This is a genomic window from Parapedobacter sp. SGR-10 (assembly GCF_011030405.1).
Classification (GTDB): Bacteria; Bacteroidota; Bacteroidia; order Sphingobacteriales; family Sphingobacteriaceae; genus Sphingobacterium.
In genome coordinates this window covers 66141-74960 of the sequence record NZ_JAAJTJ010000022.1, presented here as the reverse complement: position 1 = coordinate 74960, position 8820 = coordinate 66141, and the positions used below count along the sequence as shown (strand labels likewise).

Below are 8820 nucleotides of genomic sequence, written 5' to 3'. Positions count from 1 at the left end.
TGCAGATAGATACTGCGGGGCCGTTCTTGTTTGTATGTGCTATGGCACCATGGTATCCGGCCGCACCAGCGAAAACAAGGACACACCATAAAATACTCAACACTAATTCCTATCTTTAATCCGTAAATAGTGTGTGCTCTCTAAAATGTTATAAATTGATTAACCTAAAAAAACAATATCCTTTTTTTAGTTAATCTCCTGTCGCAATATTTCCCCTTTTCTCTATCTACCTGTTAAGCAATAAGATTTTTACAAATACTTTGTATTAATAATTATATCTTGTAGACTTTTAGTTATCTACAGATTGTAAACATGAGCAGGAGAATTGTATTTTTTTTATCGGCATTAGGCTTGATTATCGTTGGTTTGGTTTCCTATCGGCTATACAAAGATAATGAAGGAAAAAAAGCAGAAGCAAATGCCGGTAGAACAAGAGGTGGGGCTACTGTGTATGCACAGGTGGTGGAAGGTAAAACTTTCTCGGATTTTTTGTCGTTGACCGGAACTATAGAACCTAATGAGATTGTTGACCTTCGTTCCGAAATCTCCGGTATAGTAGAATCTATCCATTTTTCGGAGGGATCTGCAGTTAGCTCAGGACAGGTTTTACTTAGGATCAATGATGCTGAATTGAGAGCACAACTTTCTCAAGTACAGACCCGGAATGCCTTAGCTTCTGAAAACGAACGTCGGGCGAAGCTATTATTGGAAAAAGAAGCTATTAGCCAAGAGGAATACGATATGACCAATGCGGAATACAAGAGTACGCAATCTCAAATTCAGCTGTTAGAGGCTCAATTGAGCAAAACCGTATTGAAAGCACCGTTTTCCGGTACTATCGGCTTGCGTAAGATTTCCAAGGGCAGCTATATCACACCGACTACCGAAATTGCTCAGGTCGTCAATACAAACAAATTGAAAATCAGTTTTTCGATTCCTGAAAGGTACGCCAATAAAGTAAAGATCAACAATACGGTACATTTTTCTTTTCAAGGGGATACACTTCAGTATGTAGCCAGGGTATATGCTACCGAGCCTATTGTCGAGGCGACTACCCGCACGTTGGGTGTACGTGCCATTGTCGATAATACAGACAATAAACTTGTGCCGGGTACATTTGCGAATATTGTTTTTCCTTTAGAAACGATACAGCAAGCTATTTTGATTCCAACAGAGGCTTTGATACCTGTACAGAATGGAAAGAAAGTGTTTGTGCTGAAAAATGGTAAAGCAAAGGAAATATCCGTGACCTCAGGAGCTAGAACGGAAGAGGCCGTTTTGATAACGAAAGGCCTACATGTGGGGGATACGGTTTTGACTTCGGGAGTCATGTCCTTACGTGACGGAAGCAATGTCAAGGTTTCATTACGTTAATATTTTAGTCTATGAGTTTATCTACGCTGAGTATCAAACGGCCGGTATTGGCTATCGTCATGAACTTGATGCTGATATTGTTTGGAGTAATCGGATATACTTTTCTGGGGGTGAGGGAGTTCCCTTCTATCGATCCTGCTCAGATATCCGTACGTACAAGTTATACGGGAGCGAATGCAGAGATTATAGAATCTCAGATTACAGAACCATTGGAAAAATCCATTAATTCCATTGATGGTATACGGAATATTTCTTCGTCAAGTAATCAGGGAAGCAGCAATATCACGATAGAGTTTAATTTAGGGAAAAATCTCGAAGAAGCAGCCAATGATGTGAGGGACAAAGTCTCACAGGCGCTACGCAATCTACCCCAAGATATTGATGCACCACCTGTCGTATCCAAGGCGGATGCTGATTCTGAACCGATTATTACGATGACTGTTCAGAGTTCGACCAGAAATGTACTGGAACTTTCGGACTATGGGGAAAATGTGATTGCACAACGATTACAGACTATTCCGGGCGTGAGTTCGATCCAAATATGGGGACAACGGAAATATGCCATGCGTCTATGGATTGATCCAGTGAAGCTAGCTTCATATGGTCTCACGATTCTAGATGTAAGATCAGCATTGAATGCGCAAAATGTCGAATTGCCTTCGGGTAAGCTGACAGGGGCAAATACGGAGCTGACAGTAAAGACAATTGGAAACCTAGAGTCGGAGGAACAGTTCAACAACATCATTATCCGAACGGAAGGAGAGAAAATCGTTCGGCTCAAGGATGTAGGAACAGCTGCATTAGAGGCTGAAAATTTTGAAACAAAAATGTCCGACTCGGGCTATCCAATGATTGCACTGTCAATCATACCTCAGCCGGGTACAAACTACCTGGAAATTGCAAAAGAGTTTTATAAAGAATATGAGCGTCTGGAAAATGATCTTCCGGAAGGATTTGAGTTGAATATAGCGATTGACAACACACAATTTATCAAAAAGTCCGTACTAGAAGTCGTGGAAACATTGATTATTGCCATCATTCTTGTGGTATTGATTATCTATCTGTTTTTTCGAAATTGGTCTATCGCTTTCCGTCCATTGATCGATATACCGGTATCTTTGATTGCGACCTTTTTTATCATGTATTTATGCGGTTTTTCGATCAACGTATTGACTTTGCTTGCCATTGTATTGGCCACGGGATTGGTAGTGGATGACGGAATTGTGGTAACCGAGAATATCTTTAAGAAGGTAGAAGAAGGAATGTCACCCATTGCGGCAGCTATCAAAGGGTCGAATGAGATATTTTTTGCGGTTATTTCAATTTCGATCACATTGGCAGCTGTATTTTTGCCAGTCATATTCTTAGAAGGTTTTGTCGGTCGTTTGTTCCGGGAGTTTGGGATAGTTATCGGATCGGCTGTGCTTATTTCGGCATTTGTATCCCTGTCTCTGACACCTATGTTGAACGCTTATCTGATGAAGGGTGGAGAGCAGCGTAAATCCAAATTCTATATCCGTACTGAAAGGTACTTTGAGATTATGAATAAGGAATACGAAGGAGCACTGAAAGGTTTCTTAAAACAGAAATGGGTCGGTATCGCTGTTATTTTAGCTTGTTTTGGGCTCAGTTATGTGTTCTATACGCTATTACCGAAAGAAACGGCCCCTTATGATGATAGAAGTTTTATTTCTCTGCGTGTGACGGCGCCGGAAGGTGTTTCGTACGATTATATGGATCGTTTTATGACGGATCTTACGATGTTGATCAATGATTCGGTTCCCGAAAAAAAGGCCAGTCTCGTCATCACCTCTCCCAGTTTCCGATCTTCTTCTGTCAATAGCGGTATGGTTCGGCTTGGGCTTGTTTCGCCGGATGAGCGGGAGCGTACCCAAGGACAGATTGCCAATCGTCTATCCCGCCTCACAAGACAGTTTTCAGAAGCTCGGGTGACCGTCTCGCAGCAACCTACGATTGCGGTCAACAGAAGGGGAGGTCTGCCTATCCAATATATCATCCAGGCGCAGAATTTTGAAAAATTGGAAGAAAAGGTGCCGGAATTTATGGAAGAGCTCGCCAAAGAAAGGGCTTTTTCTATCGTAGATATTGATTTGAAATTCAATAAGCCCGAGGTGTATGTCAATATCGATCGGGAAAAGGCACAAACATTGGGCGTATCGGTGTTGGACGTCGCCCAAACCTTGCAAATGTCCCTTTCGGGTCAGCGTTTTGGCTATTTTATGATGAATGGCCGACAGTATCAGGTCATGGGGCAATTTGACAAGAGTGATAGGGCAACTCCGATGGATTTGGCTGCAATTTATGTGAAGAACAAGTCCGGACAGCTGATTCAGCTAGACAATATCGTAGAGATCGAGGAACACAGTAGCCCTCCACAATTGTATCACAACAATCGTTATATGTCGGCAACGGTTTCTGCGGGTCTGGCCCCTGGTTTTAGTATGGGAGATGGTATAGAAATCATGAATACAGTACGGGAGAGGGTGTTGGATGATACCTTTACGACCGATCTGGGTGGTGAGGCACGCGACTTTGTAGAAAGCGGTTCTAATACGATGTTTGCTTTTGGTTTGGCTGTATTATTGATTTTCTTGATACTTGCGGCCCAATTTGAAAGTTTTATAGACCCCGTTATTATCTTGTTGACAGTGCCGATGGCGGTTTGTGGTGCCTTGTTTTCACTCTGGATTTTTGGACAATCGTGGAATATTTTTAGCCAGATCGGTACGATCATGTTGATCGGTTTGGTCACAAAAAATGGTATTTTGATTGTGGAGTTTGCCAATCAACTTCGAGAGGAAGGGCTGACAAAATACGAAGCCGTGGTAAAAGCATCGGAGGCACGGTTGAGACCTATTCTCATGACATCCCTTGCGATTGCATTGGGTGCTTTGCCTATTGCATTGTCTTTGGGCGCGGCTTCGGTCAGTCGTATAGGTATGGGAGTGGTTATTGTCGGCGGTACAATGTTCTCGTTGATTTTGACACTGTTTGTTATCCCTACTTTTTATTTGATGTTTGCCAAGAAGAAAGTACATAGGCCGGAGTTTGACAATATTGAGGATTAAGTATTGAGGTAGGGGCAAAAGATCTTTTGCCTGTACTTTACTCACATACAGAAAATAGTAAAGCATGATGAAATTAAAAGTTTTATTAAGCATCTTTTGGGGATTATATATAGGCTTGGGGTATAGTCAGGATGTGTTGACTGTACAGCAGGCAGTAGAGATAGCTTTGGAAAACAATTATGATATCCGATTATCCCAGAATGACTTACAAATTGCTAAGGAAAATGTAACCTATGGAAATGCAGGTATGCTTCCAACCGTTACGGGGAATTTTTCGCAAAGCAATAGTCTCCAAAATTCGACACAGGTACAAAATACGGGTGTAGAACGGTCGCTGGACAATGCCAAGAACAATAGCATGACGTACGGGGTGAGTATAGGTTGGACGATATTTGATGGCTTGGGTATGTTTTCGAGGTACGAGACCTTGAAAGAACTGGAAAAGCAAGGAGATATTCAGCTTAAGAAAACCATCCTTACCCAAGTGTCGGATGTGATCAGTACGTATTATACTATTGTCGAGCAAAAGAACATTTTAATGGCTTTGGATTCTACCATCTTGATTTCTAAGGAGCGATTGCGTACGGCAGAAAACCGTTATTCCATCGGGAAAGCCTCTAAACTAGAGGTATTGAACGTCAAGGTCAATCTGAATACGGACGAGAGTGCCCAAGTAAAGCAAACGGAAGTAGTCAAGAATCTAAAGATAGCATTGAATAATCTAATGGCTAGGGATCTGGATATAGATTTTGACGTAGTGGAGGATGTACAGGTCGATGAAGGACTTGTTTTTGCAGATTTGTTGGATAAATCCAAGACACATAATCCAGATTTGTTGGCGTTAGGCATTGCCAAGCGCTTAGCAGATTTGGAATTGAAGACGGTCAAAGCCAATCGATATCCCACGATCCGTTTGAATGGAGGATATAACTTTGCGGAAACGGAATCGAGTTTAGGTTTTGTGGCTCAGTCTAATTCGAGAGGGCTTAACTATGGTATCACGGCTTCCATCAATATTTTCGATGGTTTTAATCAACGTAGGAATGAACGTATCGCTCGGATACGTGTAGATAATGTGGATTTGGTGGCATCTCAACAACAGAAAGAGATAGAAAGTTCGTTGTTACAGGCTTTTCAGAGTTATCAAACTAATGTTGCCCTATACAGATTAGAAGAAAAAAACGTTCAGATTGCTAAACAGAACCTTAACATTACGATGGATAAGTTTAGAATTGGGACGATCAGTTCTGTAGAATTTAGAGATGCTCAGGAAAACTATATCCAAGCCGTGACAAGGTACAATTCCTCCAAATTGCAAGCCAAATTGTCTGAAACATTGTTGAAAGAGATCGTTGGATCGATCGGATTTGAAGATTAGGGAGGTGAGCTTTTCCAAAATCTAGAACTTTATAAACGTTTTTTGTAACAAAGATGTTTAAACAATCGATTTCGTTTTTTTGAACAAACGTTTGCGTTTGTTTTTTATTTTTTTTTGTGGTTTTTATAAATTAATATTGCGATAGATAAGCGAAAAATGCGGCATATCTATAGCCATTAAGCCTTTAAGTTCAATTGGTTATGTTTTGTGAGACTGTTTAGTTTGTTTTAAAATAGGTGATTTTAGAGGGGGCTTTGTGTCCCCTTTAATGTTTTGATGCAAATAATTTTGAATCTAATTATATTAATAAATTCGTTGTATGAATTCGGATAGAAGAGATTTTCTCAAAAAAGTGTCGTTGTTGTCCACAGCGGCTATTACTTTGCCGACCTTGAATGTGGAGGCTAAGGCAAATCCCCGATTTAATATGTCGGGCTATAGGGCTCCAAAATTGGATAAGGTCCGTGTTGCTATTGTCGGTTTGGGCAATAGAGGTTCAGCTGCCGTAGATCGGTTTACCTATATCGAAGGTGCTGAGATTGTAGCCCTTTGTGATAGACACGAAGACCGTGCATTGAAGCAACAAAATTTGGTGACGGGTAGAGGATTGACGAAGCCGGCCATCTATTCCGGTGACAACGGTTGGCAACAAATGTTGAAAGATGTACAGATTGACCTTTTATATATCTGTACGCCATGGGATCTGCATACACCGATGAGTATTGCAGGTATGAAAGCAGGGGCACATGTGGGATGTGAAGTGCCAATTGGCCTTAGTGTCAAAGATTGCTGGGAAGTCGTCAAAGTGTCAGAGCAGACCAGAAAGCACTGCATGATGCTCGAAAACTGTTGCTATGACTTTTTTGAAATGCTGACGTTGAAAATGGCTCGTGAGGGTGTTTTTGGAGAGATTATCCATGCGGAAGGGGCTTATATCCACGATCTGTTGGATCTAAACTTTGATACAAAATATTATGATGATTTCTGGAGGTTGAAAGAAAACATCCGATTCAATGGAAATCTGTACCCTACACATGGTATAGGGCCTGTGGCACAGTGTATGAATATCAACCGTGGTGATGTCATGACTTCGCTGGTGGCTATACAGACGGATGATTTTCACATGGGCGAAAAAGCTAGGGAAATGGCACAGAAGGATCAGGTTTTCCAACAATTTGTCGGTAAAAAGTTTAGGGGCAATATGAATACAACCTTAATCCGTACACAGAAAGGAAAGACCATCATGATCCAACACGATGTGACCTCTCCTCGTCCTTACTCACGTATCCATTTGCTGAGTGGTACGAAAGGTTTTGCCGAGAAATATCCTAAACAGGGAATTTCATTGAAGAGTTATAAAAATGGGCACGTTTTCCTAACAGATGAAATGGTAGAAGAATTGCGCCAAAAATATACACCTGAATTGGTGAAATTTATTGGTGAAGAGGCTAAAAAAGTAGGGGGTCACGGTGGTATGGACTTTATGATGGATTGGAGATTGATCGATTGTCTCAGAAATGGATTGCCCTTGGATCAAGATGTATATGATGCAGCAGCATGGAGTGCGATTGTCCCCTTGAGTGTGGAATCGGTAGCCAAGAACAGTAAGACCGTGACCTTTCCCGATTTCACGAAAGGAGCCTGGAAGTCAAACATACCGGTAGATCTGACGTTGAATGGTGGTGGTAATACCAAGATCCGTCCAAAGGCAGATAATAAAGGCAAGCAATTGGATGTTTGATCGATATGATCATATCATCTACTGTAGAGACGCGGTTCATCGCGTCTCTACGTGTTTTATAGGCATACAAATTGTATCCCTACAATGTTTTTATTATATTTACATGAATAAAAACAGATATATGCCATTAAGAATTTTTTGTTTGCTATTGGGTTCGTTCTTCTTGTTGGATTGTACCAATCCAACACAACAAAAGCGATCTGCTGAAACAGATTCCGTGACAACGTGTGCCATGTCCGGTGTTCCGAGTCGTTTTGCTACACGTACCGGTGCAGATACGCTTTTACGTCAAAAGGGGGAGGATCAGGTCAATATGGTATTGATCGAGGGCGGAACCTTTGTAATGGGCTCCAAGAATTTTCCAGATGCCCTTCCTCTGCATGAAGTGGAGGTCTCCTCTTTTTACATGGACGAACATGAAGTGACCAATGCACAGTTTGAAGCATTTGTGAAAGCTACAGGATATGTTACGGTTGCTGAAAAAGAGTTGGATCCGAACGAATTTCCAGGGGCGGATCCGGCAATGTTGGTGCCAGGGTCGGCAGTGTTCACCGCTCCCGAAAATATACAGGGTATGGATAATTACCTGCAATGGTGGAGGTATGTTCCGGGAGCAAATTGGCGACATCCTGAGGGGCCTGGCAGTTCGATAAAAGGAAAGGAAAACCATCCGGTCACGCAGGTAGCGTATCAAGACGCCGAAGCCTATGCCAAGTGGGTAGGCAAGCGATTGCCGACCGAAGCGGAATGGGAATATGCGGCTAAAGCGGGTAAGCATACAGACGAAACCTACTATTGGGGCAAAGAAAAGAAAGAAGATGGGAAATGGTTGGCCAATATCTATCAAGGTGAATTTCCGAAAAATAATACGAAAGAAGATGGTTTTGAGACAACTGCTCCAGTCAAATCTTTTCCTGCAAATGAGTACGGATTATACGATATGGAAGGAAATGTATGGGAGTGGTGTTCGGATTTTTATCGACCGGATTACTATGCCAACAGCCCAAAGAAGAATCCGAAAGGACCAACCGATTCGCACGACCCACAGGAACCCGGTATGGTCAAGCGGGTACAGCGTGGAGGATCTTTCTTGTGTAATGATCAGTACTGTGAACGCTACAAAGCTGGAAGTCGAGGGAAAGGTGAGGTTAATAGCCCGACCAATAATGTAGGTTTCCGCTGTGTGAAGGATATGTAAGAAAACGTATAAAGTTTCCAAAGCTTTATAGGTTTGGTTC

Annotated in this window: 5 protein-coding genes; all 5 read left to right on the top strand. The window is 42.0% G+C overall.

The genetic code is table 11. The features are described from left to right. The first annotated feature begins 312 nt into the window (after positions 1-312). The 5 genes from G5B00_RS14075 (at position 313) to G5B00_RS14055 (ending at position 8780) form a co-directional block, all read left to right on the top strand. Positions 313-1374, top strand: a complete 1062-nt coding sequence (locus G5B00_RS14075) for an efflux RND transporter periplasmic adaptor subunit (protein ID WP_163876653.1) — start codon at positions 313-315, stop codon at positions 1372-1374. Between the two features lie 11 nt (positions 1375-1385). Next, positions 1386-4463: an efflux RND transporter permease subunit gene (locus G5B00_RS14070; RefSeq protein ID WP_163876649.1), complete on the top strand. Its 3078-nt coding sequence runs from the start codon at positions 1386-1388 to the stop codon at positions 4461-4463. Between the two features lie 64 nt (positions 4464-4527). Further along, the gene (locus G5B00_RS14065; protein WP_205966429.1) at positions 4528-5841 is read left to right on the top strand and encodes a TolC family protein; all 1314 of its coding nucleotides are present in this window, start codon (positions 4528-4530) and stop codon (positions 5839-5841) included. A gap of 319 nt (positions 5842-6160) precedes the next feature. Further along, positions 6161-7582 carry a Gfo/Idh/MocA family protein gene (locus tag G5B00_RS14060; protein WP_163876646.1) on the top strand — a complete coding sequence of 474 codons (1422 nt, stop codon included), beginning with the start codon at positions 6161-6163 and terminating at the stop codon, positions 7580-7582. Between the two features lie 121 nt (positions 7583-7703). Then, a complete protein-coding gene (locus G5B00_RS14055; protein WP_163876643.1) occupies positions 7704-8780 on the top strand; it encodes a formylglycine-generating enzyme family protein in 1077 nt (358 codons plus the stop codon). Positions 8781-8820 lie beyond the last annotated feature (40 nt).